Annotated in this window: 20 protein-coding genes; 6 read left to right on the top strand and 14 right to left on the bottom strand. The window is 74.8% G+C overall.

Going from position 1 to position 24276, the window contains the following annotated elements; translation table 11 throughout:
- Positions 1 to 22: 22 nt before the first annotated feature.
- The 9 genes from ilvN to ABRQ22_RS05440 all read right to left on the bottom strand — a co-directional run bounded on the left by ilvN (position 23) and on the right by ABRQ22_RS05440 (position 11792).
- Positions 23 to 547, bottom strand: coding sequence for an acetolactate synthase small subunit (ilvN, locus tag ABRQ22_RS05480; protein WP_047232530.1), 525 nt, complete (start codon positions 545 to 547; stop codon positions 23 to 25).
- A 6-nt stretch (positions 548 to 553) separates the two neighbouring features.
- Positions 554 to 2467 carry an acetolactate synthase large subunit gene (locus ABRQ22_RS05475; RefSeq protein WP_253050602.1) on the bottom strand — a complete coding sequence of 638 codons (1914 nt, stop codon included), beginning with the start codon at positions 2465 to 2467 and terminating at the stop codon, positions 554 to 556.
- Positions 2468 to 2844: 377 nt separating this feature from the next.
- Entirely contained in the window at positions 2845 to 4713 is a 1869-nt protein-coding gene (locus ABRQ22_RS05470; RefSeq protein WP_353708834.1) for an alpha-glucosidase, read from the bottom strand.
- A gap of 19 nt (positions 4714 to 4732) precedes the next feature.
- Entirely contained in the window at positions 4733 to 5779 is a 1047-nt protein-coding gene (locus ABRQ22_RS05465) for a DUF4037 domain-containing protein (protein WP_353708833.1), read from the bottom strand.
- A gap of 47 nt (positions 5780 to 5826) precedes the next feature.
- Entirely contained in the window at positions 5827 to 6807 is a 981-nt protein-coding gene (locus tag ABRQ22_RS05460; RefSeq protein WP_353708832.1) for an NAD(P)-dependent oxidoreductase, read from the bottom strand.
- A complete protein-coding gene (locus tag ABRQ22_RS05455; RefSeq protein ID WP_353708831.1) occupies positions 6804 to 8618 on the bottom strand; it encodes a class I adenylate-forming enzyme family protein in 1815 nt (604 codons plus the stop codon). The genes ABRQ22_RS05460 and ABRQ22_RS05455 overlap by 4 nt, the downstream gene beginning before the upstream one ends.
- Positions 8615 to 9916 carry a cytochrome P450 gene (locus tag ABRQ22_RS05450; RefSeq protein WP_253050610.1) on the bottom strand — a complete coding sequence of 434 codons (1302 nt, stop codon included), beginning with the start codon at positions 9914 to 9916 and terminating at the stop codon, positions 8615 to 8617. The genes ABRQ22_RS05455 and ABRQ22_RS05450 overlap by 4 nt, the downstream gene beginning before the upstream one ends.
- Positions 9913 to 10704, bottom strand: a complete 792-nt coding sequence (locus ABRQ22_RS05445; RefSeq protein WP_253050612.1) for a glycosyltransferase family 2 protein — start codon at positions 10702 to 10704, stop codon at positions 9913 to 9915. The genes ABRQ22_RS05450 and ABRQ22_RS05445 overlap by 4 nt, the downstream gene beginning before the upstream one ends.
- On the bottom strand, positions 10701 to 11792 hold the full coding sequence (locus ABRQ22_RS05440) for a 3-oxoacyl-[acyl-carrier-protein] synthase III C-terminal domain-containing protein (protein WP_353708830.1): 1092 nt from the start codon (positions 11790 to 11792) through the stop codon (positions 10701 to 10703). Before ABRQ22_RS05440 ends, ABRQ22_RS05445 begins: the two co-directional genes overlap by 4 nt.
- Positions 11793 to 11920: 128 nt before the next feature.
- Between ABRQ22_RS05440 and ABRQ22_RS05435 the strand changes: the two genes are divergently transcribed.
- Positions 11921 to 13240, top strand: coding sequence for a cytochrome P450 (locus ABRQ22_RS05435; RefSeq protein WP_353708829.1), 1320 nt, complete (start codon positions 11921 to 11923; stop codon positions 13238 to 13240).
- A gap of 36 nt (positions 13241 to 13276) precedes the next feature.
- Here ABRQ22_RS05435 and ABRQ22_RS05430 read toward each other — a convergent pair whose 3' ends face one another.
- The 3 genes from ABRQ22_RS05430 to ilvD (ABRQ22_RS05420) all read right to left on the bottom strand — a co-directional run bounded on the left by ABRQ22_RS05430 (position 13277) and on the right by ilvD (ABRQ22_RS05420) (position 16638).
- Positions 13277 to 14092 carry a hypothetical protein gene (locus tag ABRQ22_RS05430; protein WP_353708828.1) on the bottom strand — a complete coding sequence of 272 codons (816 nt, stop codon included), beginning with the start codon at positions 14090 to 14092 and terminating at the stop codon, positions 13277 to 13279.
- Positions 14093 to 14163: 71 nt separating this feature from the next.
- On the bottom strand, positions 14164 to 14838 hold the full coding sequence (locus ABRQ22_RS05425) for a VOC family protein (protein WP_353708827.1): 675 nt from the start codon (positions 14836 to 14838) through the stop codon (positions 14164 to 14166).
- A gap of 81 nt (positions 14839 to 14919) precedes the next feature.
- The gene (gene ilvD / locus ABRQ22_RS05420) at positions 14920 to 16638 is read right to left on the bottom strand and encodes a dihydroxy-acid dehydratase (protein ID WP_253050622.1); all 1719 of its coding nucleotides are present in this window, start codon (positions 16636 to 16638) and stop codon (positions 14920 to 14922) included.
- Between the two features lie 91 nt (positions 16639 to 16729).
- Here ilvD (ABRQ22_RS05420) and ABRQ22_RS05415 point away from each other — a divergent pair, with 91 nt between their 5' ends.
- Positions 16730 to 17296 carry a hypothetical protein gene (locus ABRQ22_RS05415; protein ID WP_253050624.1) on the top strand — a complete coding sequence of 189 codons (567 nt, stop codon included), beginning with the start codon at positions 16730 to 16732 and terminating at the stop codon, positions 17294 to 17296.
- Between the two features lie 76 nt (positions 17297 to 17372).
- On the opposite strand, the gene ilvD (ABRQ22_RS05410) is transcribed toward ABRQ22_RS05415, so the two are convergent.
- Entirely contained in the window at positions 17373 to 19238 is a 1866-nt protein-coding gene (gene ilvD, locus ABRQ22_RS05410; RefSeq protein WP_353708826.1) for a dihydroxy-acid dehydratase, read from the bottom strand.
- 307 nt (positions 19239 to 19545) lie between these two features.
- Here ilvD (ABRQ22_RS05410) and ABRQ22_RS05405 point away from each other — a divergent pair, with 307 nt between their 5' ends.
- Positions 19546 to 20151, top strand: coding sequence for a DoxX family protein (locus ABRQ22_RS05405; protein WP_353708825.1), 606 nt, complete (start codon positions 19546 to 19548; stop codon positions 20149 to 20151).
- Between the two features lie 88 nt (positions 20152 to 20239).
- On the opposite strand, the gene ABRQ22_RS05400 is transcribed toward ABRQ22_RS05405, so the two are convergent.
- Complete coding sequence (locus ABRQ22_RS05400; protein ID WP_353708824.1) at positions 20240 to 21850, bottom strand: peptide MFS transporter; 1611 nt, start codon at positions 21848 to 21850, stop codon at positions 20240 to 20242.
- A 52-nt stretch (positions 21851 to 21902) separates the two neighbouring features.
- Here ABRQ22_RS05400 and ABRQ22_RS05395 point away from each other — a divergent pair, with 52 nt between their 5' ends.
- The 3 genes from ABRQ22_RS05395 to ABRQ22_RS05385 all read left to right on the top strand — a co-directional run bounded on the left by ABRQ22_RS05395 (position 21903) and on the right by ABRQ22_RS05385 (position 24247).
- Positions 21903 to 23282 carry a deoxyribodipyrimidine photo-lyase gene (locus tag ABRQ22_RS05395; RefSeq protein WP_353708823.1) on the top strand — a complete coding sequence of 460 codons (1380 nt, stop codon included), beginning with the start codon at positions 21903 to 21905 and terminating at the stop codon, positions 23280 to 23282.
- 111 nt (positions 23283 to 23393) lie between these two features.
- Positions 23394 to 23762 carry a metalloregulator ArsR/SmtB family transcription factor gene (locus tag ABRQ22_RS05390; RefSeq protein WP_308202261.1) on the top strand — a complete coding sequence of 123 codons (369 nt, stop codon included), beginning with the start codon at positions 23394 to 23396 and terminating at the stop codon, positions 23760 to 23762.
- On the top strand, positions 23759 to 24247 hold the full coding sequence (locus ABRQ22_RS05385) for an SRPBCC family protein (RefSeq protein ID WP_253050634.1): 489 nt from the start codon (positions 23759 to 23761) through the stop codon (positions 24245 to 24247). The genes ABRQ22_RS05390 and ABRQ22_RS05385 overlap by 4 nt, the downstream gene beginning before the upstream one ends.
- Positions 24248 to 24276: the final 29 nt, after the last annotated feature.

Genomic DNA, 24276 nt, shown 5'->3' with positions numbered 1-24276 from the left:
TCGGTGCGAGGGTAGGCGATCGTCAGGCGGAGCGGACCACGCGTTCCAGCGCGCGGTCGGTGATCGAGCGGGAGCCGCGGCCGACGGCGACGGTCCCCGACTTCACGATCTCGCGCACGCCGTAGGGCTCGAGCGCGCCGAGCAGGGCGTTCAGCTTCTCGCCGGTGCCCGTCGCCTCGATGGTCACGGCGTCGGGCACGACGTCGACGACCTTCGCTCGGAACAGGTTGACGACCTCGAGCACGCCGGTGCGGTTCGCGCCGTCGGCGCGGACCTTGACGAGCAGGAGCTCGCGCTGCACCGACGCGGCCGCGTCGAGCTCGACGATCTTGATGACGTTGACCAGCTTGTTGAGCTGCTTCGTCACCTGCTCGAGCGGGCGCTCCTCGACGTCGACGACGACGGTGATGCGCGAGATCTCCTCGTGCTCGGTCGGGCCGACCGCGAGCGAGTGGATGTTGAAGGCGCGACGGGCGAACAGGCCCGCGACGCGCGTGAGCACGCCGGGCTTGTTCTCGACGAGCACGGAGAGGGTGTGGCGGGACATGGCGGATCAGTCCTCTCGGTCCCACGCGGGCGAGATGCCCCGCGCGTACTGGATGTCGTCGTTGCTCACGCCGGCGGCGACCATCGGCCACACCATCGCGTCGCGGGAGACGTTGAAGTCGACGACCACGGGGCGGTCGTCGATCTCCATCGCGCGCTTGATCGCGGCGTCGACCTCGCCCATGGACTCGACGCGGATGCCCTCGCACCCGTACGCGTCGGCGAGCTTGACGAAGTCGGGGACGCGCGCCGTGCCGTGCCCGGTGTGCAGGTCGGTGTTGGAGTAGCGCTTGTCGTAGAACAGGGTCTGCCACTGGCGCACCATGCCGAGCGAGGAGTTGTTGATCAGCGCGACCTTGATCGGGATCTCGTTGATCGTGCAGGTGGCGAGCTCCTGGTTGGTCATCTGGAAGCAGCCGTCGCCGTCGATCGCCCACACCGTGGCGTCCGGACGGCCGACCTTCGCGCCCATCGCCGCGGGGATCGAGAAGCCCATGGTGCCGAGTCCGCCGGAGTTGATCCAGGTGCGCGGGTGCTCGTACCGGATGAACTGCGCGGCCCACATCTGGTGCTGGCCGACGCCCGCGACGTAGACCGACTCGGGACCGGAGATCTCGCCGAGACGCGAGATGACGTGCTGCGGGGCGAGGTGACCGTCGTCGGGCTCGGTGTACCCGAGCGGGTAGGTCTCGCGCCAGTCGTCGATCTGGCGCCACCAGGCCTCGACGTCCGGCTTCCCCTTGGCCTCGTGCTCGCGCTCGAGCTCGGGGAGCAGGTCGGCGATGACCTCCTTGAGGTCGCCGACGATCGGGACGTCCACGTCGCGGTTCTTGCCGATCTCCGCGGGGTCGATGTCCGCGTGCACGACCTGCGCGTGCGGCGCGAAGCTCGAGAGCTTGCCCGTGACGCGGTCGTCGAAGCGCGCGCCGAGGGACACGACGAGGTCGGCCTTCTGCAGCGCCGCCACGGCGGGGACGGTGCCGTGCATGCCGGGCATCCCGAGGTTCTGGGGGTGCGTGTCGGGCACGGCGCCGCGCGCCATGAGCGTCGTGACGACCGGCGCGCCCGACAGGTCGACGAGGCGGCGCAGCTCGGCCGACGCGTTCGCGCGGACCACGCCGCCGCCCACGTAGAGCACCGGGCGCCGGGCCGACGCGAGCAGGCGCGCGGCCTCCTTGATCTGCTTGCTGTGCGGCTTCGTCACCGGGTGGTAGCCCGGGAGCTGCACGTCCTGGGGCCACGAGAACGTCGTGCGCGACTGCATCGCCGACTTCGCGATGTCCACGAGCACCGGGCCGGGACGGCCCGTCGAGGCGATGTGGAACGCCTCGGCGATGGTGCGCGGGATGTCGTCGGGGTCGGTGACGAGGAAGTTGTGCTTGGTGATCGGCAGCGTGATGCCGACGATGTCCGCCTCCTGGAAGGCGTCCGTGCCGATCGCCCCCGCGGCGACCTGGCCGGTGATCGCGACGAGCGGGATCGAGTCCATGTTCGCGTCGGCGATGGGGGTGACGAGGTTGGTCGCGCCCGGGCCCGAGGTCGCCATCGTGACGCCGACCTTCCCGGTCGCGTGGGCGTAGCCCTGCGCGGCGTGGCCGCCGCCCTGCTCGTGGCGGACGAGGATGTGGCGCAGCCGCTGGGAGTCCATGAGCGGGTCGTACGTCGGGAGGATCGCGCCACCCGGGATGCCGAAGACGACCTCGGCGCCGACCTCCTCGAGGGAGCGGACGATCGACTGCGCGCCGGTCATCTCCTCACCGGTCGAGGTGCCCTGCGTGCTGCCGGCCGGGCGAGCCGTGGCAGCGCGCCGGACGTCGCCGCGCGGGGCGACCGACGCGGGTGTCGGGGCGGGCTTCGGCGCCGGCGCCGCGGGCGTCGGGGCCCCCGGTCGCGGAGGTGCCGGGGTGGGACCCTGGGCCATGGTGTCTCCTGCGTGTCGTGGCCTCGGCCCGGCGGGCGCCCCGTGGGGCGCTCCGCCGGGAACCGGAGCCGACCGTGGTGGTGCGGTCGTGCTGGTCGCGGTGTGCGGGTGCCGGTCCTCGCGGGTCTCGCGGGTGCGGCGCTCGCGGTGGCCTGGTGAGCCTGCCGCGGTCTGTCTGCCGTGCTGATGGCGTTGTGGTGGCAACAAAAAACCCCTCGGACCCGGGATGCCGGGCTGGACGAGGGGTGAGCGCGCTGACGAAGCCTGGTTGCGTGGCCTCAGCCGGCGCGCTCAGGAAGTACTACAAGGAGGATCGTCTGCACGTCATGGGACTGTACGCCCATGTCTCGGCGATGTCACGTGTCGAGGCGCCCGTCTCACGCACTGGGACGTGCGGCATCCTCGCCCGCCCGGCGGAGCACCCGTCCCTCCCACGGCCGCAGGTGCCCGACGGCGCCCGGCCGGCCCTCGGCGTCGGGCCCGCCCGGGTGCGTGGCCACCAGGGTCGACGCGTCCTCCCAGCCGGCGAGGACGTCGTCCGGCACGTCCTGGGGCTGCCCGCCCACGTTCACGAGGACGAGCAGCTCGTCGCGCACGGCCGTCCCGTCCGCCCGTGTCGTGTCGAGGCCGCGCGTGAACGCGTAGACCGCCTCGTGGTCCGGCAGGAGCATGTGGAAGTCCCCGAGCGCGACGACCGGCTCGTCGCGGCGCAGGGCGACGAGCCGCCGGTAGAAGTGCAGGACCGAGTCCTCGTCGGCCCACGCCGCCTCCGCGTTGATCGCGGTGTGGTTGGGGTTGACCTCGAGCCACGGCGTCCCGGTCGTGAACCCGGCGTTCGCGCTCGCGTCCCACTGCACGGGCGTGCGGGCATGGTCGCGGCTCGCGTGCGCGAGCACGGCGAGCATCTCGCCGTCGGTGCGCAGCCGCGGTCCGCCTGTCCGGCCGGTGAGCTCGCGGAAGTACCCGAGCGACTCGACGTCCTGGTACTGCTCGACGCGCGTGAACGGCGCGTTCGTCATGCCGAGCTCCTCGCCCTGGTAGACGTACGGCGTGCCGCGGTGCAGGTGCAGCAGGAGCGCGAGCGCCTTGGCCGACGCGACGCGGTGCGCGGGTGAGTCGTCGCCGAAGCGCGAGACGACGCGCGGCTGGTCGTGGTTGTCCCAGTAGAGGGCGTTCCAGCCGCGGTCGGCGAGGCCGGCCTGCCACCGGCCGAGCGTCGCCTTGAGGTCGGCGAGCTCCCACCGGACCGGGTCGTAGCGCGTCGCCCCGTGATCGATGCCCATGTGCTCGAACTGGAACACCATGTCGACCTCGCGACGGTCGGGGTCGGTGTACCGGACGCCGTGCTCGACGGTCACCCCCGGCGTCTCCCCCACCGTGAGGATCTCGCGGCCCTGCGCGAGGTACGGGGCGAACACCTCGCGGTGCATCTCGGCGAGGAACTCGTGCACGCGCGGCCCGTCCGTGTAGTGCGGGCTCCCGTCGCCGTACGTCCCCCAGTGCACCTCGCCGTCGGGCAGCGAGCCGTCCGGGGCGACGTCCTTGGAGATCAGGTTGATGACGTCCATGCGGAACCCGTCGACGCCCCGGTCGAGCCACCTCCGCATCATCGCGTAGACCGCGTGGCGGACCTCCGGGTTCTCCCAGTTGAGGTCCGGCTGCTTGGTATCGAACAGGTGCAGGTAGTACTCCCCCGAGGCCTCGTCGAACCGCCACGCGCTGCCCCCGAAGAAGGAGCGCCAGTTGGTCGGCTCCGCGCCCGGCGCCCCGGGCTCCATGCCGGCGCGCGCGGGACGCCACCAGTACCAGTCGCGCCGCGGGCTCTCGGCGGACGACCGCGACTGGACGAACCACGGGTGCTCGTCGCTCGTGTGGTTGACGACGAGGTCCATGACGAGCTTCATCCCGCGCGCGTGCAGACCCTCGATGAGGGCGTCGAGGTCCGCGAGCGACCCGAACAGCGGGTCGACGTCCTCGTAGTCGCTGATGTCGTACCCGTTGTCCGCCTGCGGCGACCGGTACACCGGGGACAGCCACACGACGTCCACGCCCAGCCGCTCCAGGTGATCGAGGCGCCGGGTGATCCCGGGGAGGTCCCCGACGCCGTCGCCGTCGGTGTCCTGGAACGAGCGCGGGTACACCTGGTACACGACCGAGCGCGTCCACCACGGCGCGTCGGCGTGCGTCTCGGCGCCGGGCCACCCGCCGCGGGGCCGGGCGTCCGGGGTGGGTGCGGACGAGGTCATCGCACGGCTTCCTCTCGGGTCACGGGGTCGTGGTCCCAGCCTGCCCGACGCCGCGCGCCGCGGCGACGCGACGGCCGGGGTCCGTGAGGACGTCGACGTCGTCGACCCACTGCTCGACCGTCCCGACGCCCGGTGGCAGCGCCCGCACGGCCGGGTCCTGGATCGCGGCCGTCACCGCGTCGGCCACCGGCCCGAGCCCCCGGTACGGCCGGTCGAAGAACGGGACGACGACGTCGGCCACCGTCGGGAGACCCGCCTCGCCCTGGAGGTCGTGCAGGGACGCCACCCCCCGGCACAGCGCCGCCTCGCGCGGGCGCCAGTCGTCGGCCACGAGCGCCGCCGCGAGGTCGGGCCCGGCGGCGGCGGCGCGCGGGAGGGCGGCGAACGCCGTCCCGAACCACTTCGCGTACGGGGGCCAGCACCGCTCGAGCAGGAAGCCGAGGTGCATCGCGACGCGTACGAGCCGGGCCGCGACGACGCGCGACCCGAGGTCGTCGCCGCGCTCCGCCGTCCGGCCGACGAACGGCAGCTCCTGCCCGATCCGCGCCCAGTCGACGGCGACCGCGTACCGCCACAGGTCGTCCGGGTACCAGGCGAGGCGGTCGTGCGCCGCGGTGACCCGACCGTCGGTGTCCGCGAAGACGGGACCCGCGGTGACCTCGAGCACCGCCTGACCGGTGAGCGCGAGCCAGTCGTCCAGGGTGAGCGGGCGCGTCGCGTCGAGTCCCAGGCGGGACGTGGTGAAGCCCGACGGCGACGCGACCTCGACCTGGTGCGGGCCCTCCGGGCTCCACGTGGTCGGGAACCGGGTCGGGTGCCCGGCGAACGTGCCAGGCAGCGCCGCGTCGAGCAGCGCGTCGACCTCGTCGACCATCGGCTCGTCGACCAGCAGCGTCAGGCGCAGGCCCCAGTCGTGGTCGCGCGACGTCGCGTCGTCGAGCCCGAGGACGTCGGACCCGCTCCCGAGGCGTCCGGCCGCGTGCGGCAGCCCCGGCCAGCGGCCGAGCACGATCGGCCCGACGACCTCGTCGTAGTAGCGCCGCGCGAGGTCGGCCCCGGTCTCCACGCGGGCAACCTAGCGGGTCGGCGTCACGACACCCAGGGCTTTCGCCGCTACCAGCGCTCGGCCCCGACGAAGTTCGTGGGAGCGGGCTCGACCCCGAGCACGTCGCGCAGGACCGTGAGGTCGTAGGTGCGTTCCATCGCGAGGTGGCTCAGCGCGTACCGCGTGAGACGCGGCGGCTCAGGGCGTCGCAGCCGCCGCGCGACCGTCTCGACCGCGCCCGCGAGCGCCCATGCCGGACGGACCGGGACGGCGACGACCCGGACGTCGGTGCCGCGGCCGCGCAGCGCCGCGGTGAGCGCGTCGCGCAGCGCGACCGGCGCGGCGTCGGCGACGTTCGCGACGAGCAGCCCGCGGGTCGGCCCTCCCCCGCGGCCGGCCGCGCGGGCCGCGCCGTCGGGCAGCGCGACGGCGGCCCGCACCGCGGCGAGGAGCGTGTCCACGTGCGTGAGCGACTGGAGCACGCGCCCGCCGCCGGGCAGGACGAGGCGCCCGCACCGCACGGCGGCCTCGACCCGCGGGAGCAGCGTCGTGTCCCCCGGGCCGTAGACGGCGTGCGGGCGCAGCACGACGACCGCGCCCCGGTCGGGGTGGTGCACGACGTCGCGGGCCAGCGCGCGCTCCGCCTCCGCCTTGGTGGTCCCGTAGGCGTCGAGGTACCGGGCGACGGGCGCCTCCTGCTCGCGGGCGCGCACGCTCGGGCGGTAGGGGTCGTACACGCTGCCGGACGACACGTGCACGAACCTCGCGCCCGGGAACGTGTCGCGCACCGCGAGCGTCCCGCCGACGTTGGTCGCGCGCGCGACGTCGGGCGCGCACCAGTCGGACACGGCGGCGCCCGCGTGCACGACGGCGTCCACCGCGGGCGGGTCGGGGAGCGGACCGGCGGTGAGGTCCCACGCGAGGTGCCGGGTGCCCGGGAGGCCCGGGTCGCGGCGGGAGGACGTCCAGACGTCGTGGCCGTCGGCGACGAGGCCGCGGGCGACCGCTCCCCCGACGAACCCCGATGCCCCGGTGACGACGACCCTCACGCGACGGCACCGCGCGCGTCGCGGCCGGCGCCGGCCGGCTCGGCGGGCACGAACGGCGCGGCGGCGCGCGAGAGCGCCGCGCGGTCGGGCTTGCGCGAGCGCCCCGCGAGCGGGACGCGGTCGGCGTGCAGCACGACGTCGGGCAGCGCGTCGTGGTCGAGCACGCCCGGCAGCGCCGTGCGCACCCGCGCGACGAGCGGGTGGTCCGGGTCGAGGCCGACGTCGCCGTCGGGCCGCGCACGACGGGTCGGCGCGCCGTCGGTCACCGAGCCCGTCGAGGTGCCGGTCGAGGTGCCCGTCGAGGTGCCCGTCGAGCCGACCGACGAGGTGACCACGAGCGCGACCCGCTCGTCCCCGTCCACCTGCGGCACGCCGACGAGGACCGCCTCGCCGACGCCGTCGAGCGCCGCGACGCGCGGCTCGAACAGGCCCGGGTAGATGTTGGTCGTCCCGCGGATGATCATGTCCCGCGTGCGGCCGACGAGCACGATCCTCCCCGCGTCGTCGAGCCGCGCGAGGTCGCCGGTGCGGTGCTCCGCGACACGCGCTCCCCTGCCGCGCGCCGGGGCGTCGAGGTCGTGCAGATAGCCCGCCATGAGCGACGGCCCGGACAGCACGAGCTCGCCGACGACGTCCGCGCCGCCGTCGGCCGGGCGGTCCTCCGGGTCGCCCGGCCCGTCGTCCTCCACCGGGTCGAGGTGCGCGACCGTCCCGGGAAGCGGCAGGCCGACGAGGTCGCCGTCCCCCGCGTGCGCGAGCTTCTCCCGGGCCTCGACCACCGCGACGGGCAGGATCTCCGTCATCCCGTACACCGCGACCCAGCGCGTGCCGGGCAGGACCCGTGTCGCGCGCGCCAGCAGGGCGCGCGTCACGGGGGCTCCGCCGACGAGCGCGACGCGCGGGCCGCGCGGTGGCACCGTCCCGGCCTCGACGGCGTCGAGCAGCGCCGTGACGTCCGCGGGCACGAGGTACGTGCCCGCGGCGCCGTCGAGCTGACGAGCGAACGTCACGACGTCGCGGCTCGGCGGGTCGGCCGGCACGGACCACGTGGCACCCGCGAGCAGTGCCGGGACGCCGAGCAGCATCTGGTCGGTGTGCACGACGTCGCCCGGCGCGAGCGCGAACACGTCGCGCAGCAGGTCGCACCCGGCGAGCAACGACCCGGCCGTGTGCACCACGGCCTTGGGCTGCGCCGTCGTGCCGGACGTGAAGACGGTCAGGGCCTCACGGTCCGGGTCGAGTTCTGGCAGCGCCGCGCGGTCGACCGGGCCGGAGCCGAGGCGGCGCGCGGCGCGCGAGCCGCGCGGCACCCCGGGGAGCCACGGCCCCGCGTGCACGTGCCGCAACGGCAGGCTCGCGTAGTCCGGCAGCAGCAGGCCGCGCGAGCGGGCCAGACGGCGCAGCGGACCCCGCGACACCGCGTACAGCAGCGACTCGGTCGTCGCGAGCGACGGCCCGGCAGCGCGCACGCGCGCCGTGAACAGCTCGGGCGTCGACCCGGGGTCGACGAACACGATCGTGCCGCCCGCGCGGACGACCCCGAACGCCAGCACGACGCCCTCCGGCCGGGGACGCACCGAGAACAGCGCCCGGTCGCCGGGCGCGAGCCCGTCCGCCGCGAGCGCCGTCGCCGTCGCCTCGACGCGGCGCGCGAGGTCGGCGTACGTGACCTCCTCGCGCACGCGCGCGCCCCGACGACCGGGCCGCGTCCAGCGCCGGAGCGCGACGGCGTCCGCGGACGCGTGCCCGGGTGCGCCCCGCTCGAGGATCGGGCCCAGCAGGTGGCGAGCCGCGTCGTCGGCCGCGGTCACGCCGCCTCCCCTGCCGACGCCACGGCCGACCCGGCGCCCGGGCGCGCGGACCCTTCCGGCGCGCCCACCCGGCCGCCGGCCGCACGCACCCCGAGCGATCGGTACGCGGGGATGAGCACCCCGCGCGCGACGGCACGGTCGGTGACCTCGACGCTCCGCCCCGCCGCGGCGACGGGGCGCAGGGCGTCCAGCACCGCGTCGACCTGGGCCATGGCGAGCGGCATGCCGAGGCAGAAGTGCGGGCCGGCACCGAACCACAGGTGCCGCACGGCCGGGTCGACGGGTGCGTCGGGGTCGAAGGGGCCTGCGTCCTTGCAGCAGGAGATCGTCGCGATCACGACCCGGTCCCCCGCGCGGACGCGGACGTCGCCCACGGTCGCGTCGGCGCGCACCGACCGCAGCATCGCGGGCGTGGGCGCCGTGACGCGCAGCGCCTCCTCCACGACGCGCCCGCGCAGCGCCGCGCCCTCGGGACCGGGCGGCGCGGCCAGGAGCCGGTCGAGCCAGCCCGTGTCCGCCGTGAGCGCGACGAGGCGCGGCACGAACGACTGGATCGTCTCCGTCCCGGTGAGGACGAACGCGCCGACCGCGCCCATCGCCTCGTCCTCCGAGAGTCCGAGCTCGCGCATGCGCCCCGGCACGGTCGCGGGGTCGCCGTCCCGGTACGCGTCCCGCGCGGGAGCCGAGAGCCGGGCGAGGACGGCGCGCGCGTGCCGCACCTGCGCGGGCGTGAGGCTGCGTCGGTGCAGCCGCACCAGGCCGACCACGGACTGCGCGGCCGTCATCGCCTCGCGCACGGCGACATCGGTGGGCGGCAGCCCGGTCATGGCGCAGATGACGGTGCCCGCCATGGCCGCGGTCTCCGCGACGAGGTCGACGCGCGCGCCCGCCAGCAGGCGCGGCGCGAGCCCCGCGAGGACGTCCGGGACGCTGACCGCCACGAGGTCCCGCACCGCCCGCGGGGTGAAGAGCCCGGAGAGCGCGCGGCGCAGGCGCGCGTGGTCGGCGCCCTCCATGTTGAGCAGCACGGACGGCCCGAGCACGGGCGTCCACAGGTCCGACGGCGACCCCGGGCCCACCTTGGTGAATCGCTCGGTGTCGAGCAGCACGGCCCGCGCGGTCGCGGCGTCGGACACGACCACCCCGATGCCGGGGACGCGCACGACCGGGCCGCGGTGGCGCAGCGCCCGGATCGCCGGGTAGACGAGCGGGTGCGCACCGCGCTGGACGCGCTCCTCCCAGCGCATCGCCGCGGCGAGCCCGACCGGGGCCGGCGCGACCGCCGTCGTCCCCGTCACCGGATGTCCACCACCTCGGGCCGGTACCGGTGGTCGGCGTACCAGCCGAGCGTCCGCACGAGGCCCCACGCGTGCGCGCGGCGCGCCGACGCGAGCACGACGACCTCGCGGTGCGCGCCGTACCTCCGGGTCAGGCGCCGCACCGCGTTGACGAGCGCCCGGTCCTCGTGGACGTCCTCGATCGCGGTGCGCGGGAACCCGCCCGCGGCCTCGTAGAGCTCTGCGGTGATCGCCATGTTGCAGCCCGGCGCCATGACGTACGGGCCGAGGTAGGACGGGTCCTGGTTGCCGGGCCGGAAGCGCCCGAACGTGCTCGCGACGCTCACCGCCGCCGACAGCACCCCCTGCTGGACGCGCGAGACCGGCCGGTCGTCCGTCCGCGCCACGAGCCGGCCCGCGACGAGGTCGTGCCCGCTCGCGAACGCCGCCCGCACGCGCCGGGTCCAGTCCGGCAGCGGGAGGCAGTCGGCGTCCGTGCGGGCGAGGTGCGTCGCCCCCTGCCCGATCGCCGCGCGCATCCCCGTGTCGGCCGCGGCGCCCGTGCCCTTCTGCGGCTCGTCGACCACGCGCCAGCGCGTCATGCCCCACGCCGCGGCGGTCGCGCGGACGAGGTCGCCCGTCCCGTCCGACGACCCGTTGTCGACGACGACGAGGTCGAAGTCGGTGTCCTGCTGGTCGCGCAGCGCCTCGAGCGTCGCGACGATCCCGTGCGCCTCGTCGCGCGCGGGCACGACGACCGCGAGCCGCTGCGGGCTCGCGACGTGCCGCGTGAACCGGCGCGCGGTCACAGCCGCACCACCGTCGCGCCGATGCTGATGCCGCCGGCGAGCCCGACCAGCACGACGACGTCCCCCGGCCCGACCCGGCCGGTCTCCAGCGCCGTGGCCAGCTGCAGCGGGAGCGTCGCGGAGGCGACGTTGCCGTGGTCGGCGACGGTGACGAGCGTGCGGCCCGTCGGGAGGCCGAGCGCGGCGTGCACGTCGTCGAGGTACGCGACGGCGACCTGGTGGACCGCGACGAGCGCGACGTCGTCCCACCCGAGGCCCGCGCGACCCAACGCGTCGAGGACGACGCCCGGGCCCAGCGCGAGGAACGCGTCACGCAGGCGCGACCCGTCAATCTCGAAGTAGGTCCGCTCGAGGTCGCGCGGGTGCGCGGTGCCGCCGCCCGGGAGCATGCCGACGTCCCAGTGCGTCGACTCCGCGCCGAACGCGCTCGCGAGGATGCCGCGCGGTGCGGGCGCCCCGGCGGCGTCACGCGCGTCGGCCTCCGCCGGGGTCGCGCGGCGCACGAGGACGGCCGCGCCGGCGTCGGACATCGTGTAGCCCGGCGCGGAGAGCAGGTACGTCGCGCGGTCCGGGACGTCCCAGCGCACCGCGCGCGACGGCGCCTCGCCCGACGCGATCAGGACCGTCGCGTAGCGCCCGGTGCCGATGAGCGCCTCCGCGACCTCGATCGCGTTGAGCACCGAGTTGCACGCGTTCTTGACGTCCATCACCGGCGCGCGGACGCCGAGCTTCGCCGCGACGATGTGGCTCGTCGCGGGCTCGACCATGTCCTGGCTCGCCGAGGCGAAGAGCAGCAGGTCGACGTCGTCGGTCGCCAGCCCCTCGGTCGCGAGCAGCTTCTCCGCGGCCGCGACCGCGAGGTCGGACGCGTCCCAGTCGTCCGGGAGCACGTGCACACGCCGCACGCCCGTGAGGCGCGCAACCATCGGCACGCGCGGCGCCGCGCCCGGGTTGCGCGCCGCGAGGGCGCGCTCCGCCTCGCGCACGTCGACCGTGCGCTCGGGCAGGTGCACCCCGACCGCGGCGAGCACCGCCGTCGGGGGTGCGAGGGGCGGGCGGGACGCCGTCCCGGCGGGGTTCACTGGCACGCGCGACACAGTAGCCAAGCAGACCCGCTCCGACGGTGGTCGTCCACAGGATCCGATGGGGTGAACTGCCCATCCCCAGATCGCGGCGTGCCCGCCCGGAGCCGCCGCGCGTGCGCCACACTGACCCGGTGACTGCGACCACGACCGCGCCGGTGACCACCCGCGAGCGACGCCGCGCCCTGCCCACGACCCGGCGCGAGCTGCAGGTGCTGGCCGCCGCGCGGCCCGCGATGGCCGGCGTCCTGCTCGCGGGCGGGGCGCTCGCCGGAGCGCGCGCGGGCGGCGGCCTGCGCAAGGTCCCGGGGCTCGGCTGGGTGACCGCCGACCCGACGGTCGGGCGCCGCATCCTCACCGACCACCGGCACTTCACGATCGTCGGCGAGGGCGGGGTCGGGCACCTGTGGGCGCAGATCCTCGGCGACTGGGTGCTCGACCTGTTCGACGGCCCGGGCCACCACGACCTGCGCACGCGCTCGCGCGAGCTGTTCACCGAGGCGAGCGCCGCGGCGCTCGTCGACGGCGCGTGGGGTGTCGCGCTCGACGACGCGCGCCGCGCCCTCGCGGCGGGCGGGACGGTCGACGTCGGCCGGCTGGCCCGCGTGCTCGTGGGGCGGATGATGATCTCCCTGCTCGGCATGCCGACGCTCGGCGGCGCGGACGCCCCCGACGACGGGTCCGCCGTCGTCCCCGGAGACGACGACGCGCTCGCGGCCTTCGCGACGGGCGAGCGCCTCGCGTCGATCGCGCTCGGCAGCGCCGGCTCGACCTACCTGTCGCCGGAGCAGGTCAGCGCGGCGCAGGCGATCGTCGCCGAGCTGACCCGGGGCGTGCCCGACGGCTGGCGCCACGCCCCCGCCGACCGCCTGCTCGGCCGGTGCCGCGAGCTCGGTCTGGGGCTGGAGGAGACCACGGGGCTCGCGAGCCTGCTCATGGTCGCGGGCACGGAGACGTCGGCGTCCGCGATGGCCCGTACCACGGCGCTCCTGATCGACACGGGCGAGCAGCACCGCCTGCTGCGGCTCATGGCCGACGAGCGCGCGCACCCCGTCGAGCGCGCAGCGGGCGAGCCCGACGCCGTGGAGAACGCCGTGCGCGAGGGTCTGCGCGTGACCAGCCCGGCGTCGGTCATCGGTCGCGGCGTCTCCGCGGACGTCGAGGTCGCGGGGCGCACGCTGCGCGCCGGCGAGCGCGTCATGATCCTCACGTGGGCCGCGAACGTCGCCGCAGGCCCCTTCCGCGCCGACCGGCCGTACGTGCGCGAGACGCGCCAGCTCTGGTTCGGTGCCGGGCGCCACCTGTGCCTCGGCGCCGCGCTGGCGCGCGCCGAGATCGCCGCACTGCTGCACGCCCTGTTCGACGACGGCGCGCCCCTGCGCGTGGTGTCCCGCCGCGCCAAGCGGCGGGTGCTCGTGCCGGGGTACGACGAGCTCGTCGTCGCGCGCGCGTGACGCGGCGAGGCGAGCGGCGCCACGCGGCGTCGGGCGTCAGCCCGGGGGCGTCACGCTCCACGTGCCCGCGGTCTTCACGGCCAGGACGCCGGGCAGCGCCAGGTCGAACGTCTCGGTGAACGCCTCGGTGTCGCCGAACACGCGCGACGCCTCGCGCGTGACGCCGAAGTACCGGCCCTGGAACGAGTCCTCCGGGCCGGCGGGCGTCCACGCGACCTCGGCGCTCGTCGCGGTGCCGTCCAGCCGCAGGACGGTCGAGCCGGTGCCCGACTGCGCTCCCGTCACGGGCGGCAGGTCGTTCCAGCTCTCGAGCCGCACGGACCAGTCCCCCGGCGTCTCGAGCCAGATCGACTGCTGCGGCGCGGAGTCCTCGAACACGTCCATGAGGTAGGAGCCGGTCGCCTCGCCCAGGGCGCCGGGGTACGGGGTGACGTCCGTGGGCGCCATGAACACGCGCGTCCCGGCGCAGTCGCCGCAGTCGAGGTGCACGACGACGGCGAACTCGCCGTCGCGCAGGAACGTCACCTCGGCGCTCCCCGTACCGCTCACGACGGCGGGCGCACCGGCAGCGACCGTGCCGGCGTCGACCGCCTGCGCGGGCGGCTCCGACGGCCGGTCCGCGAGCGGGTCGTCCGCGTCGTCGGTCGCATCCGTCGGCTCGTCGGTCGCGGCCGTCGCGTCGTCGGGCTCCGCCGACGGGGTCGGGGTCGCGGCCGACGTCGTCGGTCGCGGACCCGGCTCGGCGCCGGTCGAGCACGCGCCGAGCACGACGACGCAGGCCGCGGCGACGAGGAGCGGCACGACGGGGGCGGGCCTCGGACGACGCGGGGAGCTCACGGGACCGGTTCTCATGGGACCAGGGTCTCAGGCGCGCCCGGCGCCGATCGTGGGCGTCTCACAGGTGCGGCGGCACAGGCGGACGGTCAGTCGCGCGCCTGCCACGTGCAGACGCACGCCTCGTTGCCCTCGGCGTCGGCGAGGACCCAGAACGCGGGCGCGCGACGGTCGGACACGAGGTGACCGCCCGCCGCGATGGCAGCCGTCACGCGCGCCTCGGCGACGTCGTGCGGCACGGTCACGTCCACGTGGATGCGGTTGCGCTGCTCGCGCGGCGCGTCCATCTGCTGGAACCAGAACGCGGGAGCGTGGGCCGTCGGGTCGTGGAGGTCGGGCGCGGGCAGCTCCGGGGAGCCCTCGTCGAACCCCAGGACCGCGCGCCAGAACGGCTGGACCGCCGAGCCGACCAGGGTGTCGATCGCGATCTCGAGGTCCTGCACCGCCGTCGGGTCCGCGACGAGGTCGAGCTCGCGCGCCGCGGCCGAGACCTGCCGCGCGAGCGCCACGTCGCGCGTGCTGACGCCGCCGACGTCGTGCGAGGACAGCCGGACCGTCACGGTCCCGTAGCGCAGGTCGACGTCGGGGTGGTGGTTCGCCGCCTCGGCGAGCTCGCCGATCGCGTCGACCAGCTCCACCCCCGCGGTGAACGACCCGGTGCGGAACAGCGTCTGCACCGTCCCGAGGATGTACCGCCAGTCCTCGACGCCGTCGCTGTCGTGGAACTGGCGCGCGGTGATGCGGTCGTCCGCCGTCTGGGTCATGGCCGTCCTCCGGGTGGGCGTCGCTGCGTCGAGGTGCGACACCACGCTAGTGCCCGCGCCCGACGCACGCGCGGCCCGCGCCTACTCGAGGATCGCGCCGCGAGACGCGGACTGGACGAGCTTGGCGTACTTGGCGAGCACGCCGCGCGTGAACGTCGGCGGCAGCGGCGCCCACCCGTCACGGCGCGCGGCGAGCGTGTCCGCGTCGACGAGCAGGTCGAGCGTCTTGTTCGCCACGTCGAGCCGGATCGGGTCGCCGTCGCGCACGAACGCGATGGGCCCGCCGTCGACCGCCTCGGGCGCGACGTGCCCGACGCACAGCCCGGTCGTCCCGCCGGAGAAGCGGCCGTCGGTGAGCAGCAGGACCGTCTTGCCGAGCCCAGCGCCCTTGATCGCGCCCGTGATCGCCAGCATCTCGCGCATGCCTGGGCCGCCCTTGGGCCCCTCGTACCGGATGACGACGACGTCGCCGTCGGTGATCGTCCCGTCCTCCAGGGCGTCGAGCGCCGCCCGCTCGCGCTCGAAGACGCGCGCCGTCCCCTCGAACACGTCCTCGTCGAACCCGGCGGACTTCACGACGGCGCCCTCGGGCGCGAGCGACCCGTGCAGGATCGTGATGCCCCCGGTGTGGTGGATCGGGTTGTCGAGCGCCCGCAGGATCTTGCCGTCCGGGTCCGGCGGGTCGATGTCGGCGAGGTTCTCCGCGACCGTGCGGCCCGTGACGGTGAGCGCGTCGCCGTGCAGCAGCCCGGCGTCGAGCAGGGCCTTCATCACAACGGGCACGCCGCCGATGCGGTCGACGTCGTTCATCACGTAGCGCCCGAACGGCTTGAGGTCCCCGAGGTGCGGCACGCGGCTCGCGACGCGGTCGAAGTCGGCGAGCGTGAGGTCGACCTCCGCCTCGTGCGCGATGGCCAGCAGGTGCAGCACCGCGTTGGTCGAGCCGCCGAACGCCATGACGACGGCGATCGCGTTCTCGAACGCCTCCTTCGTCATGATGTCGCGCGCCGTGATGCCGAGCCGCAGCAGGTTGACGACGGCCTCGCCCGAGCGGTGCGCGAACGCGTCCCGGCGCCGGTCCGCCGACGGCGGCGCCGCCGACCCGGGCAGCGACATGCCCATCGCCTCCGCGACCGACGCCATCGTGTTCGCCGTGTACATGCCGCCGCACGCGCCCTCGCCGGGGCAGATCGCCCGCTCGATGCGGTCCACGTCCTCGCGACTCATGAGCCCGCGCGCGCACGCGCCGACCGCCTCGAACGCGTCGATGAGTGTGACGTCCTTCTCCGTGCCGTCGGAGAGCTTGACCCAGCCCGGCATGATCGAGCCCGCGTAGAGGAACACGCTCGCCAGGTTCAGCCGCGCCGCCGCCATGAGCATCCCCGGCAGCGACTTGTCGCACCCCGCGAGCAGCACCGTCCCGTCGAGGCGCTCCGCCTGGACCACCGTCTCGACCGAGTCCGCGATGATGTCGCGGCTCACGAGCGAGAAGTGCATCCCCTCGTGGCCCATGGAGATGCCGTCGGAGACGGAGATCGTCCCGAACTGCAGCGGGTACCCGCCGCCCGCGTGCACGCCCTCCTTCGCGCCCTGCGCCAGCCGGTCGAGCGACAGGTTGCACGGCGTGATCTCGTTCCACGAGCTCGCGATGCCGATCTGCGGCTTGGCGAAGTCCTCGTCGCCCATCCCGACGGCGCGCAGCATCCCGCGCGACGCCGTCGCCTCCAGACCGTCCGTGACCTGGCGGGAACGAGGCTTGAGGTCGGGTCCGGCGTCCGTGCGCGGGGTCTGCCCAGTCATGCCCCCACTCTAGGAACGCGGTCGCCGGACGGCGCGCCGGACGTCCCGAGACACGCCGACCCGGCCAGGGACCGCACGGCATCATGGGCCCGTGCGCACACGATCCCTCGCCACCGCTGCCCTCGTCTCCGCTCTCGCCCTGGTCGTGACGACCGCGTGCACCGCCCCGGGGCCGTCGAGCGCGGACCCCGGCGACACGACGTCGGCGGCGCCCCCCTCGTCGTCAGGCTCCCCGACCGCTGCCCCCGACGACGTCGCGACCGAGGACGAGACCGAGCCGGCACCCGAGGAGGAGCTCGCGGAAGAGCGCAGCGAGACGCCCGAGGAGTCGTTCCGCGCGTGGCTCGCCGCGAGCCGCGCGCCGGACGTGGAGGTCGCGTGCGGCTACCTCACCCCGGAGCTCGCCGAGCGGATGGTCGCCGAGATGACGTCGCAGGGGTGGCCGGGCATCACGGACTGCGCATCGATGATCACGACGACCGCCGGCCTGTACGCGGCCGTCGGCGACGTCCCGGACGTCGAGATCGCGGTCCGCGAGGAGCGCGCCGAGACGACGGTGCTGTCCGTCGTCTACGGCGGCGGCGACTGCGGCAGCGCCGTCATGGCACCCGCGGGGACGCGGTGGGTCGTCACGGAGCAGTCCGAGGAGGAGTGCTGACGCCCGCCGCGGACGCCCCCCCCCGGCACGACGACGGGCCCGCACCTCGCGAGGTGCGGGCCCGTCGTCGTCGGGATCAGCGGCTGCGCTTGATGAGCGACACGTCGCGGACGGCGCCGCGGTCGGCGGAGGTCGCCATCGCGGCGTACGCCTGGAGCGCGGGCGAGACGTAGCGGTCGCGGTCGACCGGCTGCCACGGGTTCTCGCGCGCCTCCATCTTGGCGCGGCGCTCGTCGATCACCTCGTCCGGGACGTTGAGGCGGATGAGGCGCGTGTCGACGTCGATCTCGATCTCGTCGCCGTCCTCGACGAGGCCGATGACGCCGCCCGCGGCGGCCTCGGGCGAGACGTGGCCGACGGAGATGCCCGACGACCCGCCGGAGAAGCGGCCGTCGGTGATGAGCGCGGTCACCTTGCCGAGGCCGCGGCCCTTGATGAACGACGTCGGGTACAGCATCTCCTGCATGCCCGGGCCGCCCGCGGGGCCCTCGTAGCGCACGACGACGACGTGCCCCGGCTCGACCTGCTTGGTGAGGATCTTCTCGACCGCCTCGTCCTGCGACTCGCAGACGAGCGCCTTGCCGACGAAGTGGAAGACGTCCGGGTCGACCCCGGCGGTCTTGAACACGGCGCCGTCCTCGGCGAGGTTGCCGCGCAGCACGGCGAGGCCGCCCTCGACGGTGTACGCGTGCTCGAGGTCGCGGATGCAGCCCTCGGCCGCGTCGGTGTCGAGCGACTCCCAGCGGTTCGACGTCGAGAACGCCTGCGTGGTGCGCACTCCCCCGGGTGCCGCGTGGAACAGCTCGATCGCGCGGTCGGTCGCCTTGCCGCCCCGGACGTCCCAGTCGTCGAGCCACTCGCGCAGCGTCGGGGTGTGGACGCTCGTGACGTCGTGGTCGAGCAGGCCCGCGCGGTCGAGCTCGCCCAGGAGGGCGGGGATGCCGCCGGCGCGGTGAACGTCCTCCATGTGGAAGTTCGGGTGGTTCGGCGCGACCTTGGACAGGCACGGCACCTGGCGGCTGATCCGCTCGATGTCGGTGAGGTCGAAGTCGACCTCGCCCTCCTGAGCCGCGGCGAGGATGTGCAGCACGGTGTTCGTCGAGCCGCCCATCGCGACGTCGAGCGCCATGGCGTTGGAGAACGCGGCCTTGGTCGCGATCGAGCGCGGCGCGACCGAGTCGTCCTCGTCCTCGTAGTAGCGCTTGGCGAGGTCGACGATCGTGCGGCCGGCCTCGAGGAACAGCTCCTTGCGCGCGGCGTGCGTCGCGAGGGTCGAGCCGTTGCCCGGGAGCGACAGGCCGAGCGCCTCGGTGAGGCAGTTCATCGAGTTCGCGGTGAACATGCCCGAGCACGACCCGCACGTGGGGCACGCGTTCTCCTCGACCTGCGCGAGCGCGGCGTCGGACACGTTGTCGTCCGCCGAGTAGTTGATCGCGTTGACGAGGTTGAGGTGGGTCTTGGCGACGCCGTCGGCGACGACCGCCTTGCCCGCCTCCATGGGGCCGCCGGACACGAAGATCACCGGGATGTTGAGCCGCAGCGCGGCGTTGAGCATGCCGGGCGTGATCTTGTCGCAGTTCGAGATGCACACGAGCGCGTCGGCGCAGTGCGCGTTGACCATGTACTCGACCGAGTCGGCGATGAGGTCGCGGCTCGGCAGCGAGTAGAGCATGCCGCCGTGGCCCATCGCGATGCCGTCGTCGACGGCGATCGTGTTGAACTCCTTGGAGACGCCACCGGCCTCGCGGATCGCCGACGCGACGAGGTCGCCCATGTCCTTGAGGTGGACGTGGCCGGGGACGAACTGCGTGTACGAGTTCGCGATCGCGATGATCGGCTTGCCGAAGTCCTCCGAGCCCATGCCGGTCGCGCGCCAGAGGGCGCGGGCGCCGGCCATGTTGCGGCCGTGGGTGGACGTCCGGGAGCGCAGGGGGCGGCTCATGTCGGTTCAGCTCCTTCGACGGGTGGCCGCGGCCGATCCTCCGGCCGCCGGGTCACATTACGCCTGTCGGGGACCGGACGAACCGGGCGTCCGTCTCGTGGTCGTCGGGCTACGTACGCGGAGTCCCTACCCCCTGAGGGATCTCCACCTAAACGTTACGTAAGGGTTGAACCGCCGCAGGGCACCCTGCCACCGTGGACGGGCACGGCACGGCCGGGGACCTCGGCGACGCCTCGACGGAGAGCGGCGGCAGGTCAGGTCCCGGCACCGACCCGATCCTCAGATCCCGTTCCCGAGGGGGCACCTCATGTCCACGTCCACCGCACGCACGACCTCACCGCCCGGCGGCGCCTCCCAGACCGCCGCGCGCGCCGCCGCCACCGCGACGACCGGTCCCGTCACCCAGGACGACGTCGTCACGCGCTCCCCCGCCCGGCACGCCCTCGCGCTCGCCCGGCTCGGCGCCGCGGTCGTGTTCCTCTGGCCGTTCGCCGACAAGCTCCTCGGCCTCGGGTACGCGACGCCGCGCGACCGCGCGTGGCTCGCGGGTGCCGCCCCGGCCCAGGGGTACCTCGAGCACGGGGTCCAGGGCCCGCTCGCGGGCACCTTCACCGCGATGGCCGGCCCCGTCACGGACTGGCTCTTCATGCTCGGTCTGCTCGGCGTCGGCCTCGCGCTCCTGCTCGGGATCGGCCTGCGGGTGGCCGCGGTGAGCGGCGCCCTGCTCTTCGGCATGCTCTGGCTGTCGCAGTGGCCGCTCGCGGCCGGGTCGAACAACCCGGTCGTCGACCAGCACGTCCTCGTGGTGCTGGTCCTCGTCGTCCTCGCGACGACGCTCGCGGGCGACACCTGGGGGCTCGGCCGCCGCTGGGCCGCGCTGCCCCTCGTCCGCCGGGCGCCCTGGCTGCGCTGACGGCGGCCCGCCCCGCCGGGACCGCGCGAGGTCGCAACGGCGCGACCTCGCGCGGTCACGGTCCCGGCGCGTGGCCGACCGAGCGCCGTCAGGCGCCGGCCGTGTGCGCGCCCTCGAGCTCGTCGGCGTGGCGGACGTGCCGCGTGACCCACGGGGCCAGCGCGAACAGCGCGAGCGCGAACACGAGCGTCACGGCGCCGATCCCCCCGAAGTACGCGGTGTCGGACGCCCCCTCGGTGACCTGCACGACCTGCGCCGTGATGGCCTGACCCGCCGCGGGTGCGAGGAACCAGAGCGCCATCGCCTGGGACCGGAACGCCTTCGGCGCCAGCAGCGTCGTCGCCGCGAGGCCGACGGGAGACAGGCACAGCTCGCCGAGCGTCTGGATCACGTAGACGAGCACCAGCACCCACGACGGCGCCTTGCCGTCGCCGACGACCGCGGACGCGACGGCGAGGAAGAGGAACGACACCGACGCGAGCGTGAGGCCGATCGCGAACTTGTTGGCCGTCATCGGCCGGTCCCCGGTCTTGATCCAGATCCACGCGAACACGGGCGCCAGGACGATGATCGACAGCGGGTTGACCGACTGGAAGAACTCGGGGCTGATGCCGACCCCGAAGAACGTCAGGTCGGTCCGGTCCTTCGCGAACGCGGAGAGCGTCGTGGCGGCCTGCTCGAAGATCATCCAGAAGAGCATCGCCGCGACGAACAGCGGGATGTAGGCGATGACGCGCGGGCGCTCGGCGTCGGTCACGCGCGGCGAGCGGTACATGACGACGAAGTACGCGATCGGCGCGAGGAACGCCAGGTAGGACATCGTGTCGATGAACGTCGAGATGTCGAAGCCGCCGGCCACCAGGACCGCGATCAGCCCCACGAGCACGACGCCCGCGGCGATGAGCAGGAAGACGCGCGCGATCGTCGCCCGCTCCTCGGGGCGCACGGGGTTGGGCACGTGCGCGCCCGCCTCGCCGAGGTAGCGGCGGCCCGCGACGAAGAACACGAGCGCGACGGCCATGCCGACCGCCGCCACCGCGAACCCGGCGTGGTACCCGCCCCAGGCGCGCGCGGCCCCGACGAGGAACGGCGCGACGAACGACCCGAGGTTGATGCCCATGTAGAAGATGGAGAAGCCCGAGTCGCGCCGCGGGTCGTCGCGCGCGTAGAGCTCGCCGACCATGGACGACACGTTGGGCTTGAGCAGACCCGTCCCGAGCGCGACCATCGCGATGCCCGCCATCGAGAAGCCCGTGCCGGGGATCGTCAGGCTGACGTGGCCTGCGGCGATGACGATGCCGCCGTACAGGACCGAGCGACGCGAGCCGATCACGCGGTCCGCGAGCCACCCGCCCACGACGGAGAGCAGGTAGACGCTCGTGCCGTAGATCGAGACGAGCGCCAGACCGGTCGTCTCGCCGATCCCGAGCCCGCCGTTCGCCACGGAGTCCGTGAGGTAGAACAGCAGGATCGCGCGCATCCCGTAGTAGCTGAACCGCTCCCACAGCTCCGTGGTGAAGAGCGTCAGCAGGCCGCGCGGGTGCCCGAAGAACGCGTGGTCCCCCTCGATCGCGCCGGCCGCGGGTCCCGGACCGGCCGCTGAGCCGGGCGGGCGCGCGACGGCGCCCGGGCCGGGTGGTGCACCCGGGTCCGGCTCGACCTCGAACTCGCGTTCGCCGCCGCCACCCCGCGTCGCCATGCGTTCGATGCTCCCACCGGCGTGCGCGGCAAGCGACCGTTAGCGTGACCGGGTGCCGACGATCTGGTGGTGCCGCCGCGACCTGCGCCTCGCCGACAACCCGGCCCTCGTCGCCGCGGTGGAGGCCGCTCGGGACGCGGGCGACGACGTCGTCGCGCTCTACGTCCTCGACCCGCACCTGTGGGGCTCCGCGGGCGCACCGCGCCGCGCGTACCTCGCCCGGAGCCTCGCGGCGCTCGACGCCGCGACGGACGGGCGGCTGGTCGTGCGGCGCGGAGACCCGCGGGCCGTCGTCCCCGCGCTCGCACGCGAGGTGGGCGCCGGCGAGGTGCACGTCGCGGCCTCGTTCGAGCCCTACGGCGTCGCGCGGGACGAAGCGGTCGCGCAGGCGCTGGCCGACGCCGGGGCGCGCCTCATGCGCACGGGCTCGCCGTACGCCGTCGCGCCCGGGCGTGTGCTCACGCGCACCGGGACGCCCTTCCAGGTCTTCACGCCGTTCCGCGAGGCGTGGGTCGCGCACGGCTGGCGCGACCCGGTGCCGCGGCCCCGCGACGCGCCGTGGGCCTCGCTGCGGTCCGACGGCGTCCCGGACGACCCCGGGACGGACGCGCGCCTGCCCGCCGCGGGCGAGGCGGCCGCGCGCCGCCGGTGGCGCGACTTCCTCGTGGACCACCTCGCGGGCTACGCGACCGAGCGCGACCGCCCGGACCGGGCGGCGACGTCGGGCATGTCCGTCCCGCTCAAGTGGGGCGAGCTCCACCCGCGCACCCTGCTCGCCGACGTGCGGAGCGCGCTGCACGACGGGCTCGCGCCGTCCGACGACGCGCTCGCCTACCGCTCCGAGCTCGCGTGGCGCGAGTTCCACGCGGACGTCCTGTTCCACCACCCCGGGGCGGCGCGGCGGTCGCTGCGCACGGTCGTGCCCGACGACGCGTGGGCGACCGGCGCGGAGGAGGACCGGCTCCTCGCGGCCTGGGCGGCCGGGCGCACCGGGTACCCGCTCGTCGACGCCGGCATGCGCCAGCTCCTTGGCGAGGCATGGGTGCACAACCGCGTGCGGATGGTCGTCGCGTCGTTCCTCGTCAAGGACCTGCACGTGCGGTGGCAGCGCGGCGCGGCGCACTTCATGGCGCACCTGGCCGACGGCGACGTGTCGCAGAACCAGCTCAACTGGCAGTGGGTCGCCGGCACGGGGCGCGACGCCGCACCGTACTTCCGCATCTTCAACCCGGTGACCCAGGGCAGGACGTTCGACCCCGACGGGGACTACGTGCGGCGCTGGGTGCCGGAGCTCCGCGGCGTGGAGGGCCGGGCCGTCCACGAGCCCTGGAGGCTGCGGGAGCGACCCGCGGAGTACCCCGAGCGGATCGTCGACCACGCCGTGGAGCGGCGGGTCGCGCTCGACGACTTCGAGCGCGCCCGACGGCGCTGAGATCATTTATCAACCAAGGGGTTGACGACCGCGGGCGCGAGGCGTAGCGTCGTCGTCAACCGAACAGTTGATGAACGGGACGCCGCACCCGGCGCCCCACGAGGAGGTCCCGTGACGGCCGACCCGCTCTCGCGCGTGTTCTCGGCGCTCGCCGACCCCACGCGCCGCGACATGGTGGCCCGGCTCGCGTCGGGAGACGCCAGCGTCGGCGAGCTCGCCCGGCCGTACGACATGTCCGTCCAGGCGGTGTCCAAGCACCTGCGCGTGCTCGAGGACTCCGGCCTGGTGACCCGCACGACGGACGCCCGACGCGCCCCCGTGCACCTCGAGGCGGAGGTCTTCGACCTCATGACCAAGTGGATCGAGCGATACCGGCGTGAGGCGGAGGACCGCTACCGCCGCCTCGACGACGTCCTGCGCGACCTGCCCGACCGGCCGGCCGCGCCCCCGAACGACCCGACGACAGGAGCAGGATCATGACCACCACCGGCACCCACGAGACCGAGATCGTCGTCCCGGAGGACCTCCCGATCGTCCGCATCGTGCGCGAGTTCGACGCGCCCGCGGCGAAGGTCTTCCGTGCCCACCTCGACCCCGAGCTGTTCGCGCGCTGGAACGGCCCGCGCTACCTCACCCAGCGCAACGAGCACTGGGACGTGCGCACGGGCGGCGCCTACCGCTACGTCCAGGTGGACCCCGACGGCAACGAGTACGCGTTCTTCGGCAGCGTCCACGAGGTGCGACCGGACGAGCTCATCGTCCAGACGTTCACGTTCGAGGGCTTCCCCGACGGCGTCTCGCTCGACCGTCTCGTGTTCGAGGACCTGCCCGACGGCCGCAGCCGCCTCACCGCGACGTCGCTCGTCGACTCGATCGAGGGCCGCGACAGCTTCGTCGCGAGCGGCATGGAGGTCGGCGTGCGCGAGGGCTACGAGCAGCTCGACGAGCTCCTCGCCGAGTCCTGACCCGACCCGCGCGACGACGGGGCGGCACT

Origin of the sequence: Cellulosimicrobium sp. ES-005, from assembly GCF_040448685.1 — a bacterium.
Classification (GTDB): Bacteria; Actinomycetota; Actinomycetes; order Actinomycetales; family Cellulomonadaceae; genus Cellulosimicrobium; species Cellulosimicrobium cellulans_G.
This window is presented reverse-complemented; position numbering and strand designations above follow the sequence as displayed.

Bases quoted from the DNA above. Each gene is read 5' to 3' on its own strand.
- ilvN (WP_047232530.1), bottom strand. From the start codon at position 547: ATGTCCCGCCACACCCTCTCCGTGCTCGTCGAGAACAAGCCCGGCGTG.
- ABRQ22_RS05475 (WP_253050602.1), bottom strand. From the start codon at position 2,467: ATGGCCCAGGGTCCCACCCCGGCACCTCCGCGACCGGGGGCCCCGACG.
- ABRQ22_RS05470 (WP_353708834.1), bottom strand. From the start codon at position 4,713: ATGACCTCGTCCGCACCCACCCCGGACGCCCGGCCCCGCGGCGGGTGG.
- ABRQ22_RS05430 (WP_353708828.1), bottom strand. From the start codon at position 14,092: ATGAGAACCGGTCCCGTGAGCTCCCCGCGTCGTCCGAGGCCCGCCCCC.
- ABRQ22_RS05425 (WP_353708827.1), bottom strand. From the start codon at position 14,838: ATGACCCAGACGGCGGACGACCGCATCACCGCGCGCCAGTTCCACGAC.
- ilvD (WP_253050622.1), bottom strand. From the start codon at position 16,638: ATGACTGGGCAGACCCCGCGCACGGACGCCGGACCCGACCTCAAGCCT.
- ilvD (WP_353708826.1), bottom strand. From the start codon at position 19,238: ATGAGCCGCCCCCTGCGCTCCCGGACGTCCACCCACGGCCGCAACATG.
- ABRQ22_RS05405 (WP_353708825.1), top strand. From the start codon at position 19,546: ATGTCCACGTCCACCGCACGCACGACCTCACCGCCCGGCGGCGCCTCC.
- ABRQ22_RS05400 (WP_353708824.1), bottom strand. From the start codon at position 21,850: ATGGCGACGCGGGGTGGCGGCGGCGAACGCGAGTTCGAGGTCGAGCCG.
- ABRQ22_RS05385 (WP_253050634.1), top strand. From the start codon at position 23,759: ATGACCACCACCGGCACCCACGAGACCGAGATCGTCGTCCCGGAGGAC.